Below are 23747 nucleotides of genomic sequence, written 5' to 3' on the forward strand. Positions count from 1 at the left end.
CCGGTCTGGCGCTTTTTTTATGCTGATAAAGTCTGGTACTTAATTGGCTCTGGTCTCAAGCTCGGCAACAACTAGCGTGAAAGTTCGCAGTTCATCACCTCGATACACTTCAAACTCTAGGCGGGTCCCAGGACGCGTATTGCCAATAAACTTTAAAGTACGTTGTGGGTTGGTAACAGGTTCTCCAGCAACTTTTACAATGATATCGTTCTCTTGCATGCCTGCTTGCCAAGCTGGTCCAAGAGGGTCTAAATCACTGACTCTTAATCCAACAATACGCGTATACAAGTCTGTTACTTCTTTTCCGGTACTATCCACGGCTGCGCCTCTAAAGCCTAAATAACCGCGCACAACTCGACCGTCAACAATCAGCTTTTGCATCACTTCTTTGGCAAGTTTGTAAGGCACCGCAAAAGAAATACCTTGTATGTCTATATTGTAACGCGTACGAAATTGAGCTGATGTGATCCCAACAAGTACGCCGTTGGAATTTACAAGTGCACCGCCTGAATTACCCACATTAACCGCTGCGTCCATTTGTAAGAGGTTATTGTACGGGCTGTCAGTAAGTGTTTGCTTACCGGTTGCACTTACAACTCCTTGTGTAATGGTCTGCCCCAAGTTAAGAGGATTACCTATAGCAAGTACGACATCGCCAACACGTGGGCTGAAGTTGTCATCTATGGGGATCACAGGAAGGTGTTGTGCATCAATTTTTAGCAGTGCCAAATCTGTAATGGTGTCAAAGCCGATAACTTGTACATCGTTAAAGCGTCTGCCATCTGTGAGTATCACCATGATTTGGTCGGCGTCATTTACTACGTGGTAGTTAGTTAATATATAGCCATCATGTGACATGAGCACACCAGAGCCCAACTCTTGCGTGGTATTGGTGCGCATGTAACGGGGAACCGATGAAATACTTTCAGAGAAAATAGTCACCACTGCCGGGGCTGCTTTTTCTACGGCATCAGCAAAACTCATATGGTTACTGGTGTAGTGTCTTGTCATATCAAATTTTGGCAATACCGCATTTTTTAAATTTGGGGAAAACCAAATAATAAAAAAAGCAATACACAGTCCAGCAATAAGCGGCGGAAGTAAAAAGCGAATAAGTTTTAGCACAAGCGCGGTCTTTTTAGTTCTAAAGGTTTAATCATGCACAAAGAAAAACACAGCGGCAAGTGCCGCTGTGTTTTTTAATACAAACTTCTAATTATATTATTGAATAAGCAAGAAGACAGAATCTCTTCCGCGTTTGATACCCAATACAATATTGCCTTGGATATCTTCGATTAAACTGCTCATATCGCGGATCGTATCTACTCGCTTGCGATTTACTTGCATGATCACATCGCCTTCTTCCAAGCCTACTCGAGCTGCAGGAGAGCGAGGTTCAACGGAAGTAACCACAACGCCTTTATTGCCATTGCGCTCGCCACTTTCAAGTACGGCACCACGCAGCATAGGATGAACTTTGTCAGCTGGCGCTTGCGCTTCACCTTGACCCTTCAGTGTCACTTCTATTGTGCGTTTACGGCCATCGCGATAAATGCCAAGTTCAACAGTTCTTCCTTCACCTATCGTCGCGATTTTACTCGCTAACTCTGCAAAACTTTGAATATCATCACCATTAACACTGGTAATAACATCGTTGGCCAATATACCCGCCTCGGCGGCCGCCGAGTCTTTGATGACACGTGCAACATAAGCACCTTGTTTAACGTCAAAGCCCTGTGCTTTAGCAATACCAGCATCAAGCGTACGACCTTCGATACCCAAAGAGCCGCGGCGCACTTGACCAAACTCAACAATTTGGTCAACTAGGTTTTTCATCATGTTAGAAGGAATGGCAAAGCCTATCCCCACGTTGCCTCCAGACGCGCCTAAAATCGCTGTATTGATACCAATTAGCTCACCTCGTAAGTTAACCAGCGCACCACCAGAGTTACCTTGGTTAATAGCAGCATCTGTTTGGATGAAATCTTCATAGCCTTCAATGTTTAAACCGCTACGTCCGAGTGCACTGATGATCCCAGATGTAACCGTGTGACTGAGGCCAAAGGGGTTACCTATAGCCACCGCAAAATCGCCGACACGTAATTTATCTGAATCTGCCAGTTTTACTTCGGTTAATTTTTCGCCATCGATTTCTAGCAATGCAATATCAGACTCTTTGTCTGTTCCAACCAGCTTAGCTTCAAATTCACGGCCATCTTCAAGGGTAACAATGATTTTTTCTGCATCGGCTATTACATGGTTATTAGTGACAACATACCCCTCGTCTGCATTGATAATGACACCTGAACCAAGGCCACTAAATGGGCGCTTTTGGCTACGCGGCTGAGGGTTACCAAAAAAGTAATCGAACGGGTCAACACGACGGCGTACTTCTTTTGCACCTGAAACCTGAATACTGACCACGCCGGGGGTTACTCGCTCTAACATTGGTGCGAGTGTAGGCATAGTCTGGCCATCTACAGCCATAGGCAACTTAGCATATGCTGCATGAGGGTTAATAAGCAGGGCGGTTGATAAAATAGCAGCTGTTAATAACGAGTGTTTCAATTTCATAGTCAGTAAATACTCCGCAAAAGCGTTAATGCATTGAAAAGGCGAGCACTAAAGTTGGTATGTGCTCGCCATTTCGCTATTGTAAAAAACTATATTTACTGACTATGGGGTCAAAAAAAAGTTCATCAAGAGGCTTTTGTTTGCTCAACTTCTAGCCGCTCACCTGAAAACAGACCACTTTCACCATCAACATAGTCAGTTGGCTGGGCAAAGCCTTCATTCGCTCTATCGCTACGGCGGCGTTCTGGGCGGCTTTTTAAAGAAGCGTGTAGTTGCTCGGTTGTTTCTTTTGAGAAAAATGGTTCACTCGGGTGGCTAGGTTTTTCGCTTAGCAATACCTGATTGGTTTCTTCAACATGGCTTAACAATTGACTGTAGCTATCTTGCATCTTGCCCATTAACTTTTTTGTGCTGGCAAGGTGATCAGCAACTTCCTGTCTATATTGCTCCAACTCGTGCTTTGCCTGCTGGGCTTGTTGTTCAAGGTCGCTATGTTTAAATTGCTTTTTAGTCCACACAGAGCCAACAAAAAAGGCGGCAATGGCAACGATTATGATAAGGCCTATCCAGGCAAATGAGGTCATATGTCTCTCCTAATAACATCGCGAAGCGCATAAGCTGTGAAAACTGGGCGAGTTTGCGACTAATAATAAAATCTAATGATAAGCTAAATATACGCCTAGAATCGATGCGTGTTAATATAATACGCAAATAAAAACGTAGAACTATGTAACTGACTATGACACCGTGGGAAAAATATCAGCAAGATTTGCAGCGCGAAGACTTTCAATATGACAATGCACAAGAAAATGCGGTCAAGCATTTGCAGAGGTTATATGATGATTTAACCGCTAAACCGGCCCCTAGAAAAGGTCTGCTAAGTAAACTGTTTGGTAAGTCTGAAGCGCAAAAAATAACAGGTTTATATTTCTGGGGCGGAGTGGGGCGAGGTAAAACATATTTAGTTGATACCTTTTACGAAGCACTACCAACACAGCGCAAAATGCGCGTGCATTTTCACCGTTTTATGCATCGAGTACATGATGAGTTAAAACTTTTGAAAGATGTAAAAAATCCTTTGGAAACGGTTGCTGACAAATTTAAAGCCGAAACCGATATTATTTGTTTTGATGAGTTCTTTGTACAAGATATTACCGATGCAATGTTATTGGGTGGGTTGATGCAGGCATTATTTGCCAGAGATATTGTGTTAGTGGCCACCTCTAATATCGTACCGGATGAGCTTTATCGAAATGGTCTACAAAGAGCACGTTTCTTACCTGCGATAGAGCTAGTTAAAGCTAATACAGAAGTGGTCAATGTTGATTCGGGCATTGATTATCGTCTGCGTACCTTAGAGCAGGCTGAAATTTTTCACAGTCCACTGGATGAGCAAGCTGACAAAAATTTATTTGAATATTTTGATAAGTTGTCACCTGAACCGGGCCGTCTGGATGAAAAAATTGAAATTGAAGGGCGTTTAATTCACACCCGTAAAGTATCGGACTGCATTGTTATGTTTGATTTTACGGCACTGTGCGAAACTGCTCGTTCTCAAGTTGACTATATGGAAATAAGCCGTCTTTACAATACAGTGATTTTGTCGAATGTGAAGCAGTTGGGTCAGCACAATGACGATGCAGCAAGGCGCTTTATTGCGTTAGTTGATGAATTTTACGAGCGTAATGTTACTTTAATTATTTCAGCAGCGGCGCCGATTACTGAGCTTTATACCCAAGGTACGTTGAACTTTGAATTTAAACGTTGCATCAGTCGTTTGCAAGAAATGCAGTCGTTAGAATATTTAGCGCGCGAGCATTTAGCATAATAACAGACTGTTGCTCCTGCGATAAGAATGAACTGAGTGTAGAAATTTTTTGTCGAAAAAACAATCTCACGCTAGTCAAGCATAAATAGAGTTGCTATAATCCGCGGCCTGCCACGTTGCGTTCTATTGCCCTCGTCGGCTTAGCCACTGACTTGAGCGGCAAAAAAGTCTTAAACTCGAAGGGGTTAAAGCACTCATATAGTAAGCGGTAATCACTTGATTACCTGTGGTTTTAAATAGAAAACATTGGATTTTTAAATGAAAACGTTTGTTGCTAAACCAGAAACTGTAAAACGTGACTGGTACGTAGTTGACGCTGAAGGTAAAACTTTAGGTCGCATCGCTACTGAAATCGCTCGTCGCCTTCGCGGTAAGCATAAAGCTGAGTACACTCCTCATGTAGATACTGGTGATTACATCATCGTTATCAACGCTGAAAAAGTTACTGTAACTGGTAACAAAACTCAGGACAAAATGTACTATGCGCACACTGGCTTCCCTGGCGGTCTTAAGTCTGTGAACTTCGAGAAACTTCAAGCTAAAAAGCCTGAAATGATCATCGAAAAAGCGGTTAAGGGCATGTTACCTCGCGGTCCTCTGGGTCGTGAAATGTACCGTAAACTTAAAGTTTACGCTGGTAACGAGCACAACCACGCGGCACAACAGCCGCAGGTTCTAGACATTTAAGGAGCACACTCATGGCAAATCAATACTACGGTACAGGTCGTCGTAAAAGTTCAAGTGCTCGCGTATTCTTACGCCCAGGCACTGGCAGCATCGTAATTAATCAGCGTTCTATCGAAGAGTACTTCGGTCGTGAAACTTCTCGCATGGTTGTTCGTCAGCCGCTAGAGCTAGTTGAAATGACAGAGAAGTTTGACCTTTACATCACTGTTGAAGGTGGTGGTATGACTGGTCAAGCTGGCGCAATCCGCCACGGTATCACGCGTGCACTTATGGAATTTGACGAGTCACTTCGTCCTACTCTTCGCAAAGCTGGCTTCGTTACTCGCGATGCTCGTAAAGTTGAGCGTAAGAAAGTTGGTCTTAAGAAAGCACGTAAGAAGACACAGTTCTCAAAACGTTAATTTTTTACGTTTCAAGAATTCAAAAACCCAGCATTTTGCTGGGTTTTTTGTTTTTTGCCTTTTAATTCCCTTTCATGAATGCGCCTAAAATATTTTCAAGATAGCTTAATAAGTAGGCATTTCACCTAATACTCAGATTTGCTGATAAAAAAAGTGCAATATTTAGGGTATTTAGTGTAAATCTGACGATAACTCGGCGGTTTTTTTTGCTACAATTGCAGGGCAAGTAAAGTGAGCGAGTTTCAACCCCGTATTCGGTGGTTCTCTAGCCTCAGTTGAGGTTGATCTTGGTCAGTATATTGTTTTTAGGATAGCGTATTATATATCATCGGCCTCATGCTCAAAGTAACCTAATAAATTCGAATCGGGTTTATTGGGGCATGAGTCTGTAATAACCTTGTTTTAATCAAGGGATTTATTTATGATCGCTTCTATTTTGTAGTTTCTTAAAATTAACCTGCTGTAACTGATGTTCTCAATATAGCAAGTGTTGAGAATCATAGTGGAGATAAGTGGATGAGCAATGCGCCTGTAGACAATGGCCGACGTCGCTTTTTAACCATAGCTACCTCTGTTGTTGGTGGTGTTGGTGCGGCTGGGGCTGCTGTTCCTTTTATTGCGTCTTGGAATCCAAGTGAGCGAGCTAAATCTGCGGGTGCGCCTGTAGAAGTAGATATCAGCAAGCTTGAGCCTGGACAATTAATTCGTGTTGAGTGGCGAGGTAAACCTGTTTGGGTTATTTCTCGTACGCCAAAAATGCTTGAACAAATGAAGGGCCATGAAGATATGCTTCGTGATCCGGAGTCTGAAGAGCCTCAACAACTAGATTCAGCTAAAAACCCATATCGTTCTAAGCGCCCAGAAATTTTTGTGGCGGTTGGTATTTGTACTCACCTTGGCTGTTCACCTAGCTTTTTACAGGGTGGTTTTGGTGAAAAGGTTGAAGGCACAGAGGATGGTTTCTTCTGTCCGTGTCACGGTTCTAAATTTGATATGGCTGGTCGCGTATTCCAGTCAGTACCAGCACCGTTAAACCTTGAAGTTCCACCGTATACCTTTATTGATGACACTACAATTCTAGTTGGTGAAGAAGAAGGGGTTGCGTAATGTTTGGTAATATTATCAACTGGATAGATGAACGTATTCCTATGACTCGCGTCTGGAATATGCACATTGCTCAATATCCTGCACCAAAAAACTTTAACTTTTGGTATCTGTTTGGTTCATTGGCCATTCTTGTACTAGTAAACCAAATCGTGACGGGTATCTGGCTTACCATGAACTTTGTACCTTCTGCGGAAGGTGCATTTGCGTCTGTTGAATACATCATGCGTGACGTTGAATATGGTTGGTTACTGCGCTATTTACACTCAACGGGTGCGTCTGCGTTCTTTATCGTTGTTTACTTGCATATGTTCCGTGGCATGATCTACGGCTCTTACCAAAAACCGCGTGAACTTCTCTGGTTATTTGGTATGTTCATTTTCTTAGCGTTAATGGCAGAAGCCTTTATGGGTTACTTATTACCTTGGGGACAAATGTCTTTCTGGGGTGCGCAAGTAATCATTTCATTGTTCGGAGCCATCCCTGTGATCGGTGATGATTTAACTCTTTGGATCCGTGGTGACTATGTTATCTCAGGTGCAACACTAAACCGTTTCTTTGCGTTGCATGTTATTGCATTGCCACTTGTACTAGTTATTCTTGTGTTCCTTCACATTGTTGCGCTTCACGAAGTGGGTTCAAACAACCCTGATGGTGTTGAGATTAAGCGTAAGAAAGGTACTGTTGCAGAAGAAGACAAGCCAAAATTTAAGTTCCATGAATATTACACCAGCAAGAAAGATATTGTTGATGCGATTCCATTCCACCCATATTACACAGTAAAAGATGTGCTGGGTGTAGCAGGCTTCTTAATTCTGTTCTGCTGGGTTGTGTTCTTTATGCCGGAAATGAACGGGTTCTTCTTAGAGGCTCCTAACTTTGAAGCGGCAAACCCACTGAAAACACCAGAACACATTTTCCCTGTTTGGTATTTTACGCCGTTTTATGCAATCTTACGTGCGATCCCTAATAAGTTATTAGGTGTTGTAGCAATGGGTGCATCAATCGTGGTCCTTGCGTTATTACCTTGGATTGACCGTGGTAAGGTGAAGTCTATTCGTTACCGTTGTGGTCTTCACAAGCTTAACATTGCACAGTTTGTTGTTACATTTGTTATCCTTGGCTGGATCGGGGCAACACCGCAAACAGACTTTAAAACGCTGCTGTCGCAAATTACTACAGTGACGTACTTCATGTTCTTTGTTTTACTCTTTGTGTATTCGAAGAATGAAAAGACTAAGCCATTGCCAACGAGGTTGACGAAATGATGAAAAAGCTAATTATCGGTTTATTCGCATTGTTGCCAACGTTTGTTATGGCAGCAGGGCCGTCTGTGCCGCTGATGGAAGCAGGCCATGACTTGACAGACAAGGCATCGTTACAACGTGGTGCTAAGTTGTTCATGAATTACTGTCTTGGTTGTCACCAGATGCAGTATCAGCGTTATGAGCGTACGTTCAGAGATATCGGTATTCCAACTGATATTGGTCAAGAACAGTTGATTTTTGATGGCTCAAAAGTGGGTAGCCACATTTTGAATTCCATTGAAAAAGATGATGCTGCTAAATGGTTTGGTGCTGCGCCACCAGATCTAACCCTGGTAGCGCGTGTACGTGGTGCAGATTGGATTTATACTTATCTGAAGTCTTTCTATAAAGATGAATCTCGCCCATTTGGTGTGAATAACACTATTTTCCCTTCTGTGGGGATGCCACACGTGCTTCAGGAGTTACAAGGGTTACCGACACCAATTACTGAGCAAGTAACTGAGAATGGGAAAACTGTAACGAAGATAGTGGGTACTGAAACGGATGGTTCTGGAGAGATGAGTACTGATGAATATGATCAAGCTGTTCGTGATTTAACGAACTTCATGGCATACGTTGGTGAACCTTCTCGACTTGAGTCTGAAGCTCTTGGTTATAAAGTGTTAGGATTTTTAGTTATTCTATTTATTCTGGCATTTTTCTTGAAGAAAGAATACTGGAGAGATGTCCACTAAGTTGGTCAAATCTAAGGTGATTTTGCAATAGGGGCTCTAGCCCCTATTGCTGTTTAAAGTGATTTATTACTTTTTGTAATTATTAATGGAGGTAGGCATGGCCGTTGCTGCCAATAAGCGCCCTGTAATGACTCTTTTCTCTGGTGCAAACTGCATGTATAGCCATCAAGTACGTATTGTACTGGCAGAGAAAGGGGTAAGTGTTGATATTCACCTAGCAGAAAAGGATAACCTGCCAGAGGCTCTACATGAGATAAATCCTTATGGTACCGTTCCTACTTTGATTGACCGCGAGTTAGGCCTATACCAAGCGGATATTATCAATGAATACCTAGATGAGCGTTTTCCGCATCCACCTTTAATGCCTGTCTACCCTGTAATGCGTGGTCGTAGTCGTTTAATGATGCACCGTATTGATACTGACTGGTATAGCCTTGCTGCAAAGATCACCGAAGGCGGAGCTGAAGAAGCCCAAGCACGTAAAGAGTTAACTGAAGCATTGCTTGCTGTAGCGCCAATCTTTAACGAAGCGCCTTACTTCATGAGTGAAGAGTTTAGTTTAGTTGATTGCTATTTAGCCCCCTTGTTATGGCGTTTGCCGCAACTAGGTATTGAGTTGAATGGAGCGGGAGCTAAAGAGTTAAAAGACTATATGTTACGCTTGTTTGAGCGAGACTCTTTCCAGGCTTCTCTAACCGAAGCAGAACGTGAGATAAGAGCATAATGACTCCTAATCGCCCGTATTTACTGAGAGCCTTTTTTGATTGGATAGTCGATAATGAGTGTACACCACATCTCGTTGTGAATGCAGAGTATCCAGCCGTTCAAGTGCCTACACAGTTTGTACAAGATGGGCAGATTGTGTTGAATATCAGCCCCTCAGCAGTGACGCAATTTGCAATGGACAATCACCAATTGAGCTTTAATGCACGCTTTGGTGGTCAGCCTATGCAAGTGTATGTGCCTATCGCTGCGGTATTAGCTATTTATGCACGTGAGAATGGTGAAGGTACTGTGTTTACACAAGAAGAGTTTCCCGAAGATGATGCTGTGGAAACACAAGAAGTGCAAGAGACACAAGAAGTACAAACAACTGAATCAGATAAACCTGAACCTGAAAAGCGAAAGGGCTCACACTTAAGAGTTATTAAGTAACCTCAGCTGCACATAAGAGAATTTGCCCAATAAAGCTATTTCGCTCACTCTCTTCGTTATTTTCGTTTGTAATAGCTCGCTATTACTTCACGAAAATGCCTTGATAGTGAGCGAAATATCGTCATTGGATATTGAAGGGGTTGCAATGTCTCTCTTCTGAACTATCAAAACTCTTATCCGCAGCTGAGGTTAAGTAATATTTGTTATTGCTTTTTGAATCTAAAAAACCTGCATAGTGCAGGTTTTTTTATCTCTGATGGGGGAATATTATAAATACTCAAATGCTTTTATAACGCGTGTAACCCCGTTTACATGACGGGCGATATCAACCGCTCTATTAGCTTCGTCTTGGCTAACTAATCCCATCAAGAATACTTCGCTATTTTCCGTGACCACTTTAATATTATTGCCACTGACATCATCAGCGGCAAGAAGCTTAGTCTTTACTTTCGAGGTTAACCATACATCATGAGTTTGGGTTGTAACACCAATATTACTGCTAATTCTAAGCTGGTTGTGTACTTGGCGAATAGCGGGTATGTCTTGTAGCGCTTTTTGTGCTTGTTGCTTCATTTCAATATTGGCTACTTGGCCAACCATCAATACCACCCCATTGACACTAATAAGGCTGATATTTGCATGCTCTTTTAACCGTTCAATATTACGAATTGCAAGCATCCCCTTGATCTCAATATTATTATCATCGAGTTGCGAGCCTATCGTTCGACGGTCATCTGCAGCAGAGATAGCACCAGCAGTACCTGCAACTACGGCTGCTGCGCAACCTTGTAAAAGGGCTAGGCTCAAAAGTATTGCAATAGGTTTAACCAACATTTTTTACTGCTCTCCCTGTGGAAATAGTGTGTTGTCTATGAGTTGGCTCAGGCAATGAGTAATAAATAAGTGAGACTCAACGATACGACTAGGTCGCTTGCTAGGAACGCGGATCTCAACGTCACTCGGACCTAAAAGCCCTGTTAGTTCACCGCCATCGTCACCAACTAGAGCGATTACTTTCATATCTTTGGTAAGTGCTGCTTCTGCGGCACTGACGATGTCCTTCTCATTGCCATTTACAGCGATGACTAAAAGGAGATCACCTTGTTGTGCAAATGCGCGTACTTGTCTTGAAAAGCGCTCTGTATCATCGGTCGCTACAGATTGCCCTAGATGTACTGAAGTTTGTGTGAGTGCAATTGCGGGTAAGCAAGGACGCTCAGTTTCATAAAAATTAACAAGTAAGCCTGCAAAGTGTTCAGCTAGCATATGACAGCTATCTGCACCACAACAAAGGAGTTTGTTGCCATTTATCAAGCCTTGCACAATTGTTAAAGCTGCTGATTCAAGCGCATCAGGCAATACTTCTCCTGCGGCGATTTGTGCTTGGATACTTTCAGTAAAAATGCTTTTAATAGATTCTTGCATACTAAAAAACGCTCTTAATCCATTGTATATTGGGAGGGTTTTTTCCCTCAATTGCGATAAAGTCTACGCGTACTGGTACATTATGCAACTGTTGCGCGCCTAAGTAGTAATAAATGCTACGTTTAAGTTTTTGCTGCTTTGTATGAGTAAGGGTAGAAAGTACCCCACCAAAGCGCTGAGACTGTCTAAATTTTACTTCAACAAAGACCCAACAGGTTCCTTCTCTCATAATGAGATCTATTTCGCCGTAACGGCAATTATAGTTGCTTTGTACAAAGCTAAGCCCTTGCTTGAGTAAGTAAGATTTAGCAAGTTGTTCGTAGTGTTGCCCCTTATCTCTACTGTTTTTAAATAGCTTTTCAAACATTGGCTTCCTGCCTTAGTTCATTATTTGTGCCTCTGTGGCCTGTGTTTGGCGCATAAATAAAGGCTTTGGAGGTGTCTCATTGAGTTTTACTAACCGGATCTTCTTTTTCCTGTATTGCGCCCAACTCAACGTGCGCGCGAGAGTGTTATCGCGTTTAATACTTAATTGCCCTGTAAGACCCGAAAACTCTTTGCCAGGCACACGTGCAAGCTGTTTTATCTGTGTTATTAAATTTACTGAGTCGTATGCCATAGCGAATAGGCGCTGCTCTATATCTGCCTGCTCGGGCCACAGTGTTAAATACTTTTCTCTTAATCCATTTTGCTGAACAGCACCAGGTAACATCCATGGTTGTTCGGTAAAATATAGCCCCTCAAGATCACCCTTATCAGTACTGTCTATGCGGCGACTGTAGCTTCGTGACGTAGCATACAGAGGGATCTTCTGTGCAAAGGTACTTACATTTACATCCAAATATGGCTTTAATAGGCGAGTTTCAATGGCATCTCCCAAAATATAGACCACATCGATGTCTCCTCGGGAGCGAGTCTCACTTTCAACCTCTTTGTTAAATAAAGACTTGATGGTTCTTATTCGTTGTTTTGACTCATCAACTTCTAGTAAGTTAGCGACGACTTTGGCCATATTTTTGCTGTCAGTATAAAAGCCTACTTCAGGCTCTGTTTCACTGTAGCGCTGCCATTGCTTTTGAAAGTGACTAATAAGTCGATGACCAGAATTATTATCTGGCGCCAGTAGCATCGGTTTTTGATATTCTTGCGTTAAGAAGTGTATCAAAGCTTGTTCGACTTCATGCTCTGGGTTAAGAGCAAAATAGTAGTGTTGTGGGTTGGAGTTAGAGTAAAGCTCACTTGATGTATTTAAAAATATAGTAGGTAATGCCGAAAGCACCGAGCTATCTGCGAGTTTATCGATATTGTTTTTCAGCAACGGCCCAACAACAAAGTCAACTTGATGACGGACTAAAGACTGCTCAATTTTTTCAATGCTTTGTGACTCATCAATAAAAAAAACTTCCTCGATTTTTTGTTTGTCTAGAGCGGCCAAAAAGCCATTTTTTAACGCAAGACCGAAGCGTTCACTATTGCCAGATTGGGGTAGTAAAATAGCTAATCGCTTTGTGTTGTAAGGGGTTAAGCTAACAGATTTTGCGACTTCTTCAGGCAATAAGTAGCTAGCAGGATGATTAACGAAACGACGTTGCCAATTATTAAGCGCCTGATGAAGCTCGACCCCCGCACCTAAATAGACCAGCTGATATTTAGCAAGTTTAACCCAACCTTGTTGAGTAACTGAGCCTGTATCTAGTTTTTCTAATGCATACGACGACAATTGCTGCAGAGCCTGCCAGATATCGTCATTGAGGTTAGCAATAGCAACATTGTTTTGCGCAGTTATATTGGCAGCATTAAAAAAGTAAGTGAGGGCTTGATTTGGCAACCCTTCAGAGGCGTAAATACTGCCCGTTAAGTATTGATGCCAAGCCTTGTGCTCTGGTAAAGAGAGTTGCTCTTCAAGTGAATTAAGCATCGCCAAGGCGTCACTTGCACGCTGTTGATTTTTGCGAGCCAAAGCGATGTATAACTTATTTTGAACGTGATCAACGCTTACTTTACTTTCTAAAGCGAGGCAAATTTGTTCAAGGAGTTGCCATTCTTTATTACTAATAGCCGCATCTCTTGCATAATAGAGCAGCTGTATTCTATCAGCCCCCTCTTTTGATTGGGCTTTTTCAAACAAGGCGAGTGCATCAGAATAATCCAATGTGTGCTTTGATTGCTGATTTTGTGACTTGGTGTTAGCAGTTGGTACTTTTTCGGTTGTACTGCAGGCTGATAACCCTGACAATATAGCGATTACAAGACTAATTATTTTCAGTCGCACAACAACGCCCTAGTTGATTTACTTTCTTGGGGCTATCTTACTGACTGAACTGGGAGAGCTCAATGATAAAAGCACAGAACACGGATAAAATAGGCACCCTTTATGTGGTAGCTACGCCAATTGGCAATCTTGCCGACATCAGCGAGCGTGCTTTAACAACTTTATCAAGCGTAGACTTAATTGCCGCTGAAGATACCAGACATACAGGCAAATTATTGAGTCATTTCAATATAAAAGCGAAAACCTTTGCCTTACATGATCATAATGAAAAACAAAAAGCGCAGCAGGTTGTTGATTGGCTTAATGAAGGTTTAGATATCGCCTTGGTATCAGACGCTGGCACGCCTTTAATCAGCGATCCTGGGTATGCCGTTGTAAATCTTTGCCGTGAACAAGGTGCAAATGTGACACCTGTGCCTGGAGCATGTGCTGCAATTACTGCGCTTAGTTGCTCGGGTCTGCCAACGGATCGCTTCCAATTTATTGGTTTTACACCCGCAAAAAGCCAAGCAAGGCAGCAATTCTTTATCGATGCCTATGAAAGTGGCATCACCAGCATTATGTACGAAAGTACGCATCGTATCATGGCGAGTCTGAATGACTTGCACAGTGCGCTAGGCGAAGAGCAACAAGTTGTATTTGCCAAAGAACTAACGAAAACATATGAGACATTTTTTAGCGGCTCCGTTGCTGAACTTATCGATTATTTGACTGAAGAGCCCGAAAAGCAAAGAGGTGAGCTAGTGCTGATGCTGCCCGGCAAGCCAAAGCAGCAGGCTGAAATTCCGGCTGATGCAAAACGGATGTTGTCTTTACTTGAAAGCGAAATGCCGCTCAAAAAAGCCTGCGGCATTGTGGCAGATTACTTTGATTTAAAGAAAAACGCGCTGTACAAAGCAGCTATCGCAGAAAAAGAGGCCTAAAAAGCGTGAGATTTTGGTGATAATCCTGTATTATCGCCGCCCTGAGTCAGCCGGATAATCGCTGCCTGTGACGAAAATGATCAGGGGGAGGAAAGTCCGGGCTCCACAGGGCAGGGTGCCAGCTAACGGCTGGGGGGCGTGAGCCTACGACAAGTGCAGCAGAGAGGAGACCGCCAACTTTCGAGTTGGTAAGGGTGAAAGGGTGCGGTAAGAGCGCACCGGGCCACTGGTAACAGTTGGTTGCAAGGTAAACTCCACCCGGAGCAAGACCAAATAGGGTTCCTTATGGTGTGGCCCACATCGGAACCGGGTAGGTTGCTTGAGCCTAGGAGCAATCCTAGGCCTAGACGAATGATTATCACTCGTAAGAGTACAGAACCCGGCTTATAGGCTGTCTCAGAAGTTTTAGTAACCGCTTGATTTACTTGTGTAGATCAAGCGGTACACTAAAATTATCCACCCTCAAATCACATTTCCATGTACCGTTTGGTACACGGATCGCAGCTTCAAAATTCAATTCACAAAAAAATTCAACTCGCGATGAATTCATAAAGTATTGATTTAGATGCTTCTTTTCGCCTGATACACTTTTCACTAACAGTTTGATTTTACGATTGGTAAGCACAATTCCGTGGTACATGGCTGGCGAAAATTTGGAAAGTAAAATGCTTTATGGGCAATACGAACTGTACTTCTAAGGCGGGTGTTACGGGTTGATAGCCAACTTTTGGTCTAATACCAATTTTATTAATACATTGATCATTCTAGCGAGCTAAATAACTCATTAACTGCGTTAAATATTTCTCATGTAGAATAACTGCATAGCGAAATATTTGCCTTGTTACTAAGCCATTTATCTGTCGCAATATCTGATCACCAATTTAATGCAATTGGTCTAAAATGCTTACCTTACCATGTTAAAGGTTGGTACTTTGCTGACTCGTTTTTGCGGGGACTAAACGATGATTCATGTGAACACCATCTTGCAAAGTTGAACTGTAAATTGAGGCTAGTCCCCAATACGTTCTTTCAAGTGTTTAAGTAAAAATTCGCCGACCGCCTTCGCGGAAGGCGATTGCGCTTTGCGTGATGGGGTTAGCAAGCTCAACTGTGCCCTACCTGAAATCCAATCTGGCAGCACTCTAAGTAAAGTACCATCATTAATTTCATTACGACATACGTAGCTAGGCAGGCTTACGATCCCAAGCCCTTTAATGGCTGCTTGCTTTAAAGTGCCCATGTCATCGCTACAAAGCTGCGGATTATAGGGGACGGTGGTTTTAAGTCCCTCCTTATTTTCAAGTGTCCAGTGTCCGTCAGAGGGTTGCCATCCAACTTTTAGACTTTGTCTTTTAAAAAGGTCATAAGTTGACTGAGGAGTGCCTGTTTTAGTCAAGTAATCTGGGCTGGCAAATAAGTGCCAAGAAACAGTCGCAAGACTTCTTTGAATAATCGTTGAATCAGGCAAAGATTCGATGTGACCACGAATTGCCAAATCCACGCCAGAGGAAATTAAGTCGATATTTTGGTTAGTGACTTGCTGAACCAACTCTACTTTGGGGTGCTCCTGAAGAAATTTTATGAGTAAGTCTTTAACTGCAAATTGCGCGACTCCCAGCGAGCAACTTATCGTTACTCGACCACTAAGCGATGTCTTTCTGCTTTCTATTGCCGCTTCCGCCGCTTCCATTTCATTGAGCAGCGCGCGGGCATGTTGATAAAATATCTGACCAGTTTCCGTAACATTAAACTGGCGTGATGTTCGTTGAATTAACTTTATATCAAGCCTTTCTTCGAGCTTTGACACATGACGACTTAATCGTGATTTTGGCATATTCAGCGCTGCTGCTGCGGGTGTGAAGCCTTGTTTTTCCACCACGTGTACAAAGTAATAATAGTCATTCAAATCAATCATATGTTTTTAAGCCTTCTCACTTACCGCCTCAACGTTTCAAATATAGAACAGTACTTTCAGTTTTTCTATCTACAAAACACTATCGTTCTACAACTAGAATGAAGTTATCGATTTGCAATAGCGTTAGGTGATTAAAAATGAATACATTAATAAATTCGACAATTGAGCATGCTGACAACCAAATTATTGCTCCAACTATGACAGCGGCAAAGTCGGGTGAAGTGTTAAGGATCGGAAGCGGCTTTGAAGCATTGGCTTTTCGAGATAAAGATTTTTCGGGCACCATGGACCCGCTCGTGATGGTTGATCACTATATAATGACCAAACCTACATTTGGTGCTCATCCGCATGCGGGCCTTTCAGCCGTCTCTGTTATTTTTGAAGACAGTGAGGGCCCGTTTCATAACCGCGACTCATTAGGAAATGACTTTGACATAATGCCTGGGGACTTATATTGGCTTAAAGCGGGTTCTGGTGTTATTCATGATGAGTCGCCACGTACTGGCTCGAAGATCCATGGATTACAAGTATTCGTAAACTTGCCTGCAGCGCTAAGAAAGAGTTCGCCCGAGTCGCTCCATGTTAAAGCGCAAAATATGCCTCATATTGAATATGAAGGTGCTCGAGTACGGGTTGTGCTTGGCCAGAGTAATGGCGTTAAAGGTGAACAATCCCCGGCACTACCAATGACCATTCTTGATGGGCAACTTCATTCAAATACCACTTTCTCTCACGCATTAGAAATGGGAGAAAACGCGTGGATAACAGTGGTTAGTGGAGAGCTAGATGTGGCTGTTGACGGTAACCCGATACGCCTTGTCTCAGGCCAGGCTACTTCCATATCTAATGTTTCGTCTGATACTGAAGCAACTATTAGCATGGTTAATCCTAGCCTAAAAAGTGTGCATTTTGCACTTTTCTCTGGCAAGCCAATCAATGAAACCTATGTCCAAAAAGGGCCTTTTATTATGGGCTCCGAAGCAGAAATTACGCAAGTTGAGCAAGATTTTTCCGCAGGTAAATTGGGAAAACTAGTTTAACAGTCTGTAAAGATTAGCTTTCAATCCATAGGAGATAAATATGAATATTTTAGCTTTCGCGGCAAGTAATAGTCGTAAATCTATTAATAAGGCCCTTGTCACTTATGCAGCATCGTTATTAGATCAGCATCGGGTGGATATGTTGGATATCAACGAGTACGAGATGCCCATTTACAATAGTGATCTGGAAGAGGGTTATGGTATTCCCGACGCGGCCAATCGGTTTTTAGATAGGATTACACAGGCGGATGCCTTGTTAATTTCATTTGCCGAGCATAATGGTAACTACACCGTTGCGTTTAAAAACCTTTTGGATTGGATGTCTCGCATCAACACAAAAGTGTATCAAGGTAAGCCAATAGTTATGTTATCAACATCACCCGGACCGGGTGGCGCTAACAGCGTATTGTCTTTGGCTAGTGACTCTGCGCATTACTTTGGTGGAAATGTAGTTGCCTCTCTCTCGATCCCAAGTTTTTTCGATAACTTTGACCTAGAAAATGGTCAACTCGCAAACGCTGAACTGATTTCTAAGTTGCATGCGGTGCTTAAAAAAATCGAAAGCGCTTAAAGTAAGTATTAACTAGGAGGCAGGTATCATGATCCCAAAAAAACTCACGTTTCATACCTTTTCGTTTGTTATGTCGTTTTTAATGTCTGGCGTGATGTCGTTGTCTATGCTGGTCATGGAATCAGCCACTATTAATGAGGTGTTTGCTGGTTGGCCAAGTGCATGGGCTGTAGCAATGCTAGTCGCTTTTCCATTTAGTTTGCTTGTCGTACCGCTCACCCAGCGATTGGTTTCAGCGATTGTTTCTGACGAGTAACTGTATTGATGTCGTTGCAATAGATGGCGGTCACATTATGTGTGCTGTCAAATTGTTATAACAAAAGAGTTTGGCAAGCGGTCAAAGAGCTCATTTTTGACTCTCAGAGTATTCTGCAAGTGCTATAGCCAAAATAAGATAAGAAGGATACACACTATGAACCATCTATATGAATTTAATCGTGCTTGGGACACTCCTGAATTTACTCAAATAGAGCTCGACCCAGTAGATATAAACGCCGTAATTAAAGATCATTATTCACATCCTGGTCAATTTAGCATGACAAAGACTCAGTTGTGGGACATGGAAGTGAAAAAAGCCAGTAGGCCTGATTTATTTATACCGTCTGTTATTAAACGAGGTTCTGCAGCTGCCTGGGGATTTAAAACACAAGGAAATAGCGAAACTTTTACTAGAGTATCAGAGCAGCGTTTGTGGCTAGATAACACTCAATACGGTGTGGTTATAGAGCATGTCCACATTGATCATGATACTAAACTAGTTACCTTTATTGGCGAGTTACAAGTAAATTCGGATGAGTACGGTCATTTTATTGTGGACGGAGCACAACCAATTTTCCATGTTCAACATGGTGTCGTTGGTGATGAGAATAGTCCAATTAACACATGGAAAATCGTTCACCTTGAAGCAACGAACGAAGCGAAACTCAAAGAACGATTCCAAAAAATGAATCATTGCAGATGGCTACCAGAATACGTTGAAATTTATCTGCGTGACATTCTTGGAGTGGAGTTACAAAGAGGGGAGTTTTGAGCTTAGTGTTTATTTAAAACTAGCTTTTACAAAAATTTAGATAGGTTTAACGTATAAGTATTCATATAAACCCCTTTGTTAGTAGTACAGTGTGCGATCTCCTCTCTAACTGTCTAAATGTATACAAAGCAAACTCCGTCTGTTCAAGTCTAAATAGCGTAGGGCTGTGGGTAAGGCAGTTGTTTATAAACGACTAAAAGTCGTGCATATGCCTACCAAAGAAAGCAAAATTCTACCAACGAATTGCGCTGGTTAAACTTTCAACGGAAATTGAAAAAAACGTCACTCGCCTTAAGCCAGTGACGTTAAGCTTAAACGTGACTCTCTTATTAGTGGCAACTATTTGAAGGGGAGCAACACGATACCTTTGCTTCGCTGGCATCATAACCGGCTTCTTTTATCGCCGCTGTTACTTCTTCTACTGAAAGCTTAGACTCAATAGAGACTGAGCTATGTGCTACATCAAAGGTCAGTTTTGCATCTTCATCAAGTGCAAATAGCGATTTAGCAATGGCGGCAGTGCAGTGATCACATGACATGTTAGCGACATTAAATTTCATCATTATTAATCTCCTATGTTTAACTTCAGTGCAATGCTAAAAGTTGCCCTATAGGGAATGTCAACAGTCTTTAAAAAACGTTTGACCTTGACATCGTGGTAAGGTTTAGCCTCTCGTTCTAGAATCTAAATTGTCATAGAGGAGATTCTATAATGACAACAACGGTAGACTTACCCGTGAAGGGGATGACGTGTGCTTCATGTGCAAAAAGAGTCGAAAAAGCGGTCATGGCAGTATCGGGCATCGATAGTGCGAATGTTAACTTGGCATCTGACACGGTGTCTATTTCAGGTGATTTAAACATCACAGCGGTAAGCGATGCGGTTAACGCAGCAGGGTATCAACTAGACTTTGTAACTAAGCAGTTCAAGGTCAAGGGGATGACATGTGCATCGTGTAGTGGTCGAGTAGAGAAAAGTTTAAATGCGCTTGAAGGTGTACTATCTGCCACTGTCAATTTGGCATCTGAGCAAGTCACTGTCGCAGTCTCGCCAAAAGTAACTGATGGTGATCTACAGCAAGTAGTTAAAAGCGCGGGATACGAACTGGTTATAAAAAGCAATACTGAAAAATCTGCAGAGCAAGCGAACAGCACGGCTTTTTATCATAGAGACAGCTGGTCGGTTATAGGCGCAGCAGTGTTAACTTTACCGCTCGCGCTACCTATGTTCGCAATGTTATTTGGTAAAGACTGGATGTTGGCACCAGTTTGGCAATGGATTTTAGCCACACCTGTGCAATTTTATTTTGGTGCTCGTTTTTATAAGGCTGGTTGGCACGCACTGAAGGCGTTTACTGGTAATATGGATCTCTTGGTGTCTATAGGAACCAGTGCCGCCTATGGCCTATCTCTTTACTTATGGCTTACCTTTGATGGGGAGCATGGCTCACCTCACCTATACTTTGAAAGCAGCGCTGCAGTTTTAACACTGGTATTGCTGGGTAAATTTCTTGAAAAAAGAGCTAAAAAAAAGACAACGAGTGCATTACAGGCCCTTGAAAATTTAAAACCAACGTCAGCGACGGTTAAGCGCAATGGACAATGGCAAACATTGTCAGCCTCTGAATTACAAAAAGGAGATGTCGTTAAGATCCGTCCTGGCGAGCGCGTTCCTTCAGATGGTGTTGTAATAAACGGCAATAGCAATGTTGACGAAGCGTTGATCAGTGGAGAAAGTATCCCCCTAAATAAATCCAAAGGCGATAAGGTGACTGGCGGATCTGTGAACTTGGATGGGGTACTAGAAGTTGAAGCGTCAGCGGTGGGTTCTGAATCAACATTATCAAAAATTATCCGCTTAGTAGAGCAGGCGCAAGGAGCAAAGGCCCCGGTTCAAGCTTTAGTAGACAAAATAAGTAGTTTCTTTGTTCCTGCTGTGTTGTTGTTTGCGCTATTAACCGTACTTGTGTGGGGCGGCATATTTAACCAATGGTCGCAAGGTATTGTTTACGCAGTTGCCGTGTTGGTAATAGCGTGTCCATGTGCGCTTGGTTTAGCTACACCTGCTGCCATAATGGCTGGCACGGGCACGGCAGCTCGACACGGGATTTTGGTTAAAGACGCTGTTGCTTTGGAAAGTGCAACGCACATTGACTACGTCGTGTTTGATAAAACAGGAACGCTTACAGAGGGCAAGCCGGTATTAATACAAAGTAAAGCTGTGAAAGGCAGTGAAGCTGATTTGTTAGAGTTAGCCTATGCATTGTCTGAACACAGTGAGCACCCTTTGTCTCAAGCTATTGTCAATTTTGCTCAGGAAAATAAAGTGAGATTGAATGATGTAGTAAATTTCAAAGTGATTGCTGGGAGTGGTGTTAGCGGGGATTTAAATGGCCGCACCATTATCATGGGGTCAAGTAAATGGATGAAGCAACTTGATTTGGAATTGCCAACGGAACTGATAGAGGTCGAGGGAGCTTCAATATCATGGCTAGCTGAGATGAAAGAGGAAGGGGCTGAGTTACTTGGGTTGTTATGCTTTTCTGATAAACCAAAAACGAACGCGCTACGTGCAGTTCAAAGCCTTCAACGTGATGGCATAAAGGTGGCAATGATAACGGGTGACTCTCATGCAAGCGCTGAGTATGTCGCTAAGCAGTTGGGCCTAGATAATTACGATGCGGAAGTTCTGCCCCAGGGGAAAGCCGCAGCGATTGAAGCTTATCAGGCTAAAGGATATAAAGTGGCGATGGTTGGTGACGGTATAAATGATGCGCCAGCACTAGCGCAGTCAGATTTAGGCATAGCAATGGCAACCGGGACTGAAGTGGCAGTGAATGCATCAGCTATCACATTAATGAGAGGTAATCCTGCATTAGTATCCTCTTCGTTGAAGCTTGCCAATGCAACTTATCAAAATATCAAACAGAACTTATTCTGGGCGTTTGCATTTAACACTGTTGGCATACCTTTGGCTGCTCTTGGATACTTAAATCCAATTCTAGCGGGAGCTGCAATGGCTTGTAGTAGCGTGCTTGTTATTACTAATGCTTTGCGGCTGCAAAGAATGTCGTTATAGGACTAGCTATATGGATACTCTATTAACTATCGGTGAAGCCGCTAAATTGAGTGGCTTAACAGCGAAAATGATCCGCAACTATGAAAAGTCAGGCTTGATCAGAAAGTCCCCAAGAACTGCAAGTGGCTATCGCTTGTATAATAGCGAGCAGTTAAATCAATTAAGGTTTATTAAACGAGCGCGCAACCTCGGGTTTTCGCTTTCAGATATTCAATCACTACTTGAGTTGTGGCAAAACCCAGACAGAGAAAGCCGAGTTGTTAAGCAGTTGGCGCAGTCGCACCTTGAAGAGATAGAAAACAAGATTACTCAGTTACAGCATATGCAGCAAGTGCTAACTGAGTTAGCTCAAAGCTGTAAAGGTGATACCAATCCTCAATGCAGTATTCTTGAACAGCTAGCCGAGTCTCATCTTTAAACTCGAGCTCGGCTTTAAGATTAGCTAGCTTATATGCATACAGATGAAGCGAATAACTTCATCTGTATCGTATTTTATCAGTAGTTTACTTAATGATAGCCATCTTGTTATAAACACTGAGCAGTGCTTGGTTTGTTTTTAAACTTGACCTACTATTTTACTGTCAATTTAGACTGTAATTGAGGCTTTATTGCACATCAGATATTATGTGAATAAGGCATTTATAAAGGCAAAGCATAGTGAACTTTGATTATAAAAAACGTACGTCGACAAGGATAGACGACAGTCCAATCGGTAAACTGCTTCACTCTTTGCGCATGGAAAGTGCGTTTTTTACCAACTCTACCTTTACTCGCCCGTGGGCGGTCGGTATGCCGTGTATGCCGAATTGCATGATGTTTCATCTTATCGTAGAGGGTTGCGCGCATTTTGAGGTGGGAGATAGTCATTTTCAGTTAAATGAAGGTGATTTTGTGCTTTTTCCTAAAGGTGAGGGGCATATTCTTTCAGATGGAACATGTACGTTGGTAAAGCCACTTGCTGAGCTACCTATTCAGAATCTGACCGCACGTTATGAAACACTTAATTTTGGGGGAGCAGGAGCGCGTAGTAAGCTTATTTGTGGTGCTATGCTGTTTGAGCATCCTTTAGCAATTAAATTGCTTGGCATATTACCTTCTTTTATTCGCATCGATTCTAATGCCGACGAGTCACTGAATATGGTAAAAAGTATTAGTGAGCTGCTTAAAACTGAAACACAAAATATCTCAGTGGGTGCCGAGGCGGTTATTGCACGTTTAGCCGATATTTTGGTGATTGCAGCAATGCGACAATACTTAACAGAGCTCAGTGACGACAAGCTCGGGTGGCTTAGTGCACTGGAAGATGAACGTGTAGGGAAAGCCCTAAAGCTTATCCATGAGAAGCCAGATAAGCATTGGTCTTTAGAAGAGCTTGCTTGTGAGGTCGCAATGTCAAGAACCAGCTTTGCCGTTCAGTTTAAGCGACTAGTGGGCAATACACCGATGGATTACTTGACTGAATGGCGGATGTCACTGGCCTACTCAAGATTGCAAATGAGTAAAGATACCGTGCTTTGTATCGCGCTTGATACGGGCTATCAGTCTGAAGCTTCGTTTTCTAGAGCTTTTAAAAAAGTTACAGGGAAAACCCCTGGAGAAGTTCGCAAAGCGTAAACTTGGCAAAAAAGCATATAAGACTACCTGTCCAAGGTATTGAAGAATGATTTTTTCAACGCACATACATCTCGGGTGTGCTTATTAAACTATGTGCTTTTGTGTGTTGTTATCGTTTACTCCCTCA

Annotated in this window: 25 protein-coding genes and 1 other RNA gene; 17 read left to right on the forward strand and 9 right to left on the reverse strand. The window is 42.6% G+C overall.

Translation table 11 applies throughout. The features are described from left to right. Window positions 1-39: 39 nt before the first annotated feature. The 3 genes from GDK41_RS01585 to GDK41_RS01595 all read right to left on the reverse strand — a co-directional run bounded on the left by GDK41_RS01585 (window position 40) and on the right by GDK41_RS01595 (window position 3158). Window positions 40-1125 carry a trypsin-like peptidase domain-containing protein gene (locus tag GDK41_RS01585; protein WP_152084765.1) on the reverse strand — a complete coding sequence of 362 codons (1086 nt, stop codon included), beginning with the start codon at window positions 1123-1125 and terminating at the stop codon, window positions 40-42. Window positions 1126-1221: 96 nt separating this feature from the next. Further along, window positions 1222-2574 (reverse strand): DegQ family serine endoprotease, encoded by a 1353-nt coding sequence (locus GDK41_RS01590; protein WP_152084766.1) that lies wholly within the window; start codon window positions 2572-2574, stop codon window positions 1222-1224. Window positions 2575-2699: 125 nt separating this feature from the next. Then, entirely contained in the window at window positions 2700-3158 is a 459-nt protein-coding gene (locus GDK41_RS01595; protein ID WP_152084767.1) for a YhcB family protein, read from the reverse strand. A 155-nt stretch (window positions 3159-3313) separates the two neighbouring features. Here GDK41_RS01595 and zapE point away from each other — a divergent pair, with 155 nt between their 5' ends. The 8 genes from zapE to GDK41_RS01635 all read left to right on the forward strand — a co-directional run bounded on the left by zapE (window position 3314) and on the right by GDK41_RS01635 (window position 9751). Then, window positions 3314-4402 (forward strand): cell division protein ZapE, encoded by a 1089-nt coding sequence (gene zapE, locus GDK41_RS01600; RefSeq protein WP_152084768.1) that lies wholly within the window; start codon window positions 3314-3316, stop codon window positions 4400-4402. A 258-nt stretch (window positions 4403-4660) separates the two neighbouring features. Continuing rightward, window positions 4661-5089 (forward strand): 50S ribosomal protein L13, encoded by a 429-nt coding sequence (rplM, locus tag GDK41_RS01605; RefSeq protein WP_152084769.1) that lies wholly within the window; start codon window positions 4661-4663, stop codon window positions 5087-5089. Window positions 5090-5100: 11 nt separating this feature from the next. After that, window positions 5101-5490 carry a 30S ribosomal protein S9 gene (gene rpsI / locus GDK41_RS01610; RefSeq protein ID WP_070983178.1) on the forward strand — a complete coding sequence of 130 codons (390 nt, stop codon included), beginning with the start codon at window positions 5101-5103 and terminating at the stop codon, window positions 5488-5490. Window positions 5491-6006: 516 nt separating this feature from the next. Further along, window positions 6007-6597 (forward strand): ubiquinol-cytochrome c reductase iron-sulfur subunit, encoded by a 591-nt coding sequence (gene petA, locus GDK41_RS01615; protein ID WP_152084770.1) that lies wholly within the window; start codon window positions 6007-6009, stop codon window positions 6595-6597. After that, window positions 6597-7862, forward strand: coding sequence for a cytochrome b (locus tag GDK41_RS01620; protein WP_152084771.1), 1266 nt, complete (start codon window positions 6597-6599; stop codon window positions 7860-7862). The genes petA and GDK41_RS01620 overlap by 1 nt, the downstream gene beginning before the upstream one ends. Continuing rightward, window positions 7859-8596: a cytochrome c1 gene (locus tag GDK41_RS01625; protein ID WP_152084772.1), complete on the forward strand. Its 738-nt coding sequence runs from the start codon at window positions 7859-7861 to the stop codon at window positions 8594-8596. Before GDK41_RS01620 ends, GDK41_RS01625 begins: the two co-directional genes overlap by 4 nt. A 97-nt stretch (window positions 8597-8693) precedes the next feature. After that, window positions 8694-9320, forward strand: coding sequence for a stringent starvation protein SspA (gene sspA, locus GDK41_RS01630; protein ID WP_152084773.1), 627 nt, complete (start codon window positions 8694-8696; stop codon window positions 9318-9320). Further along, a complete protein-coding gene (locus GDK41_RS01635; RefSeq protein ID WP_152084774.1) occupies window positions 9320-9751 on the forward strand; it encodes a ClpXP protease specificity-enhancing factor in 432 nt (143 codons plus the stop codon). The genes sspA and GDK41_RS01635 overlap by 1 nt, the downstream gene beginning before the upstream one ends. A 267-nt stretch (window positions 9752-10018) precedes the next feature. Here the strand turns inward: GDK41_RS01635 and dolP are convergent, their stop codons facing one another. Genes dolP through GDK41_RS01655 form a run of 4 tightly spaced genes read right to left on the reverse strand, consistent with a single transcriptional unit; the run spans window position 10019 to window position 13448 of the window. Further along, window positions 10019-10585 carry a division/outer membrane stress-associated lipid-binding lipoprotein gene (gene dolP, locus GDK41_RS01640; RefSeq protein ID WP_152084775.1) on the reverse strand — a complete coding sequence of 189 codons (567 nt, stop codon included), beginning with the start codon at window positions 10583-10585 and terminating at the stop codon, window positions 10019-10021. A 3-nt stretch (window positions 10586-10588) separates the two neighbouring features. Further along, window positions 10589-11176 (reverse strand): SIS domain-containing protein, encoded by a 588-nt coding sequence (locus GDK41_RS01645; RefSeq protein WP_152084776.1) that lies wholly within the window; start codon window positions 11174-11176, stop codon window positions 10589-10591. Between the two features lies 1 nt (window position 11177). Continuing rightward, window positions 11178-11543 carry a YraN family protein gene (locus tag GDK41_RS01650; RefSeq protein WP_152084777.1) on the reverse strand — a complete coding sequence of 122 codons (366 nt, stop codon included), beginning with the start codon at window positions 11541-11543 and terminating at the stop codon, window positions 11178-11180. A gap of 12 nt (window positions 11544-11555) precedes the next feature. Continuing rightward, window positions 11556-13448 carry a penicillin-binding protein activator gene (locus tag GDK41_RS01655; RefSeq protein ID WP_152084778.1) on the reverse strand — a complete coding sequence of 631 codons (1893 nt, stop codon included), beginning with the start codon at window positions 13446-13448 and terminating at the stop codon, window positions 11556-11558. Between the two features lie 62 nt (window positions 13449-13510). On the opposite strand from GDK41_RS01655, the gene rsmI reads away from it, so the two are divergent. After that, window positions 13511-14371: a 16S rRNA (cytidine(1402)-2'-O)-methyltransferase gene (rsmI, locus tag GDK41_RS01660; RefSeq protein WP_152084779.1), complete on the forward strand. Its 861-nt coding sequence runs from the start codon at window positions 13511-13513 to the stop codon at window positions 14369-14371. Window positions 14372-14413: 42 nt separating this feature from the next. Further along, an RNA gene (gene rnpB / locus GDK41_RS01665) (RNase P RNA component class A) lies at window positions 14414-14774 on the forward strand. Window positions 14775-15380: 606 nt separating this feature from the next. Here the strand turns inward: rnpB and GDK41_RS01670 are convergent. After that, window positions 15381-16286: a LysR substrate-binding domain-containing protein gene (locus tag GDK41_RS01670; RefSeq protein WP_152084780.1), complete on the reverse strand. Its 906-nt coding sequence runs from the start codon at window positions 16284-16286 to the stop codon at window positions 15381-15383. 137 nt (window positions 16287-16423) lie between these two features. On the opposite strand from GDK41_RS01670, the gene GDK41_RS01675 reads away from it, so the two are divergent. The 4 genes from GDK41_RS01675 (at window position 16424) to GDK41_RS01690 (ending at window position 18927) form a co-directional block, all read left to right on the forward strand. Next, entirely contained in the window at window positions 16424-17326 is a 903-nt protein-coding gene (locus GDK41_RS01675; RefSeq protein WP_232056502.1) for a pirin family protein, read from the forward strand. 40 nt (window positions 17327-17366) lie between these two features. Then, complete coding sequence (locus GDK41_RS01680) at window positions 17367-17897, forward strand: NADPH-dependent FMN reductase (RefSeq protein ID WP_152084781.1); 531 nt, start codon at window positions 17367-17369, stop codon at window positions 17895-17897. Window positions 17898-17925: 28 nt separating this feature from the next. After that, entirely contained in the window at window positions 17926-18153 is a 228-nt protein-coding gene (locus tag GDK41_RS01685; RefSeq protein ID WP_152084782.1) for a DUF2798 domain-containing protein, read from the forward strand. 156 nt (window positions 18154-18309) lie between these two features. Next, window positions 18310-18927 carry a hypothetical protein gene (locus GDK41_RS01690; protein WP_152084783.1) on the forward strand — a complete coding sequence of 206 codons (618 nt, stop codon included), beginning with the start codon at window positions 18310-18312 and terminating at the stop codon, window positions 18925-18927. 329 nt (window positions 18928-19256) lie between these two features. On the opposite strand, the gene GDK41_RS01695 is transcribed toward GDK41_RS01690, so the two are convergent. Next, entirely contained in the window at window positions 19257-19490 is a 234-nt protein-coding gene (locus GDK41_RS01695) for a heavy-metal-associated domain-containing protein (RefSeq protein WP_197739490.1), read from the reverse strand. 149 nt (window positions 19491-19639) lie between these two features. On the opposite strand from GDK41_RS01695, the gene GDK41_RS01700 reads away from it, so the two are divergent. The 3 genes from GDK41_RS01700 (at window position 19640) to GDK41_RS01710 (ending at window position 23620) form a co-directional block, all read left to right on the forward strand. Continuing rightward, window positions 19640-22006: a heavy metal translocating P-type ATPase gene (locus GDK41_RS01700; protein ID WP_152084784.1), complete on the forward strand. Its 2367-nt coding sequence runs from the start codon at window positions 19640-19642 to the stop codon at window positions 22004-22006. 10 nt (window positions 22007-22016) lie between these two features. Further along, window positions 22017-22424: a Cu(I)-responsive transcriptional regulator gene (cueR, locus tag GDK41_RS01705; RefSeq protein WP_152084785.1), complete on the forward strand. Its 408-nt coding sequence runs from the start codon at window positions 22017-22019 to the stop codon at window positions 22422-22424. A gap of 239 nt (window positions 22425-22663) precedes the next feature. Beyond that, window positions 22664-23620 (forward strand): AraC family transcriptional regulator, encoded by a 957-nt coding sequence (locus tag GDK41_RS01710; RefSeq protein ID WP_152084786.1) that lies wholly within the window; start codon window positions 22664-22666, stop codon window positions 23618-23620. Window positions 23621-23747 lie beyond the last annotated feature (127 nt).

This window comes from Pseudoalteromonas sp. A25, from assembly GCF_009176705.1.
In the GTDB taxonomy this organism is placed as follows: Bacteria; Pseudomonadota; Gammaproteobacteria; order Enterobacterales; family Alteromonadaceae; genus Pseudoalteromonas.

Bases quoted from the DNA above. Each gene is read 5' to 3' on its own strand.
- GDK41_RS01685 (WP_152084782.1), top strand. From the start codon at position 17,926: ATGATCCCAAAAAAACTCACGTTTCATACCTTTTCGTTTGTTATGTCG.
- GDK41_RS01590 (WP_152084766.1), bottom strand. From the start codon at position 2,574: ATGAAATTGAAACACTCGTTATTAACAGCTGCTATTTTATCAACCGCC.
- GDK41_RS01695 (WP_197739490.1), bottom strand. From the start codon at position 19,490: ATGATGAAATTTAATGTCGCTAACATGTCATGTGATCACTGCACTGCC.
- cueR (WP_152084785.1), top strand. From the start codon at position 22,017: ATGGATACTCTATTAACTATCGGTGAAGCCGCTAAATTGAGTGGCTTA.
- GDK41_RS01595 (WP_152084767.1), bottom strand. From the start codon at position 3,158: ATGACCTCATTTGCCTGGATAGGCCTTATCATAATCGTTGCCATTGCC.
- GDK41_RS01635 (WP_152084774.1), top strand. From the start codon at position 9,320: ATGACTCCTAATCGCCCGTATTTACTGAGAGCCTTTTTTGATTGGATA.
- GDK41_RS01620 (WP_152084771.1), top strand. From the start codon at position 6,597: ATGTTTGGTAATATTATCAACTGGATAGATGAACGTATTCCTATGACT.
- rsmI (WP_152084779.1), top strand. From the start codon at position 13,511: ATGATAAAAGCACAGAACACGGATAAAATAGGCACCCTTTATGTGGTA.
- rpsI (WP_070983178.1), top strand. From the start codon at position 5,101: ATGGCAAATCAATACTACGGTACAGGTCGTCGTAAAAGTTCAAGTGCT.
- GDK41_RS01700 (WP_152084784.1), top strand. From the start codon at position 19,640: ATGACAACAACGGTAGACTTACCCGTGAAGGGGATGACGTGTGCTTCA.
- GDK41_RS01645 (WP_152084776.1), bottom strand. From the start codon at position 11,176: ATGCAAGAATCTATTAAAAGCATTTTTACTGAAAGTATCCAAGCACAA.
- GDK41_RS01690 (WP_152084783.1), top strand. From the start codon at position 18,310: ATGAACCATCTATATGAATTTAATCGTGCTTGGGACACTCCTGAATTT.
- dolP (WP_152084775.1), bottom strand. From the start codon at position 10,585: ATGTTGGTTAAACCTATTGCAATACTTTTGAGCCTAGCCCTTTTACAA.
- GDK41_RS01650 (WP_152084777.1), bottom strand. From the start codon at position 11,543: ATGTTTGAAAAGCTATTTAAAAACAGTAGAGATAAGGGGCAACACTAC.
- GDK41_RS01625 (WP_152084772.1), top strand. From the start codon at position 7,859: ATGATGAAAAAGCTAATTATCGGTTTATTCGCATTGTTGCCAACGTTT.
- GDK41_RS01675 (WP_232056502.1), top strand. From the start codon at position 16,424: ATGAATACATTAATAAATTCGACAATTGAGCATGCTGACAACCAAATT.
- sspA (WP_152084773.1), top strand. From the start codon at position 8,694: ATGGCCGTTGCTGCCAATAAGCGCCCTGTAATGACTCTTTTCTCTGGT.
- GDK41_RS01680 (WP_152084781.1), top strand. From the start codon at position 17,367: ATGAATATTTTAGCTTTCGCGGCAAGTAATAGTCGTAAATCTATTAAT.
- GDK41_RS01670 (WP_152084780.1), bottom strand. From the start codon at position 16,286: ATGATTGATTTGAATGACTATTATTACTTTGTACACGTGGTGGAAAAA.
- petA (WP_152084770.1), top strand. From the start codon at position 6,007: ATGAGCAATGCGCCTGTAGACAATGGCCGACGTCGCTTTTTAACCATA.
- rplM (WP_152084769.1), top strand. From the start codon at position 4,661: ATGAAAACGTTTGTTGCTAAACCAGAAACTGTAAAACGTGACTGGTAC.
- zapE (WP_152084768.1), top strand. From the start codon at position 3,314: ATGACACCGTGGGAAAAATATCAGCAAGATTTGCAGCGCGAAGACTTT.